This is a genomic window from Vibrio sp. AND4 (assembly GCF_000171815.1).
GTDB lineage: Bacteria > Pseudomonadota > Gammaproteobacteria > Enterobacterales > Vibrionaceae > Vibrio.
Window position 1 is genome coordinate 1 of record NZ_ABGR01000105.1, and the last position, 1,496, is coordinate 1,496.

Consider the following 1,496-nt stretch of genomic DNA (forward strand, 5'->3'; position numbering starts at 1 on the left):
TTCTTCTAGTGTCATCGCAACGATAACGCCTTTACCTGCCGCAAGACCGTCTGCTTTTACCACAATCGGCGCACCTTGTTCACGGACGTAAGCAAGAGCGGGTTCGATTTCAGTGAAATTCGCGTAGGCACCCGTTGGGATTTGGTGACGAGCAAGGAAGTCTTTAGTAAATGCTTTAGAGCCCTCAAGCTGCGCTGCTGCTTGAGTCGGGCCAAAGATTGGTAAACCTGCTTCACGGAAAGCATCTACAACACCGATAACCAGCGGTGCTTCAGGACCGACAATAGTCAGTTCAACCGCTTTCTCTTTTGCAAAAGCAACCAAGCCAGCAATGTCTTCTACTGCGATGTTTACGTTCTCTAGTTTAGGCTCAAGTGCTGTGCCTGCGTTACCTGGAGCAACGAAGATAGTCTCAACATTTGGGTTTTGCGCCGCTTTCCAGCCTAGTGCGTGTTCGCGACCGCCTGAACCAATGATAAGTACATTCATGTTTTAAACCTTCAATCAAAATTGATAGTAGTAGAACTAGAAAATGTCTGAGCAACACGAAAGGAGAGTGTTGCGCATCTCGGAGCGCAGCGTTCCCGTTTCCAGTAGCGAAGCGCTCTCGTTTCTTTTCTTTCTAGTGGCGGAAGTGACGCATACCTGTGAAGATCATCGCCATGCCGTGCTCATCTGCTGCTGCGATAACTTCGTCATCACGCATAGAGCCGCCCGGTTGGATAACACACTTGATGCCCGCTTCTGCAGCCGCGTCGATACCGTCACGGAATGGGAAGAATGCGTCTGATGCCATCACACAGCCTTCAACCTGTAGGCCTTCGTCTGCAGCTTTGATGCCTGCTATTTTCGCAGAGTAAACGCGGCTCATTTGGCCAGCGCCTACGCCGATAGTCATGTCGCCTTTCGAGTAAACGATCGCGTTAGATTTCACGTACTTCGCTACTTTCCAGCAGAATAGGGCATCTTTTAGCTCTTCAGCGGTTGGTTGACGCTTAGAAACGACTTTCAGGTCATCTTCAGACACCATGCCTTGGTCGCGGTCTTGAACCAGTAGGCCGCCGTTAACGCGCTTCACGTCAAAGCCAGTTGTCTTAGTTGTCCATTCGCCACACTCAAGTAGACGAAGGTTTTTCTTAGCCGCTACGATTTCTACCGCTTCAGCAGAAACAGAAGGAGCAATGATAACTTCAACGAATTGGCGCTCAACGATAGCGGTTGCTGTTGCTGCGTCTAGTTCGCGGTTGAATGCGATGATGCCGCCAAATGCAGACGTTGGGTCTGTTTTGAACGCACGGTCGTAAGCTTCTAGGATATCTTCACCTAGCGCTACACCACATGGGTTAGCGTGTTTGACGATCACACATGCTGGCTCGTCGAACTCTTTCACACACTCAAGTGCTGCATCTGTGTCAGCGATGTTGTTGTAAGAAAGTGCTTTACCTTGGATTTGGCGAGCAGTAGAAACTGATGCTTCTTGTGGGTTTGCTTCAACG

General features: G+C 49.7%; 1 protein-coding gene and 1 pseudogene. Both read right to left on the bottom strand.

Features of this window, described 5'->3' with window-relative positions; all coding sequences use genetic code 11:
- Positions 1-489 (bottom strand): annotated as a pseudogene (locus AND4_RS18925) (phosphoribosylamine--glycine ligase); the annotation flags it as partial.
- A 133-nt stretch (positions 490-622) separates the two neighbouring features.
- Positions 623-1,496 (bottom strand): bifunctional phosphoribosylaminoimidazolecarboxamide formyltransferase/IMP cyclohydrolase (purH, locus tag AND4_RS18930; RefSeq protein ID WP_009844601.1); only part of this gene is annotated, 874 nt, incomplete at its 5' end.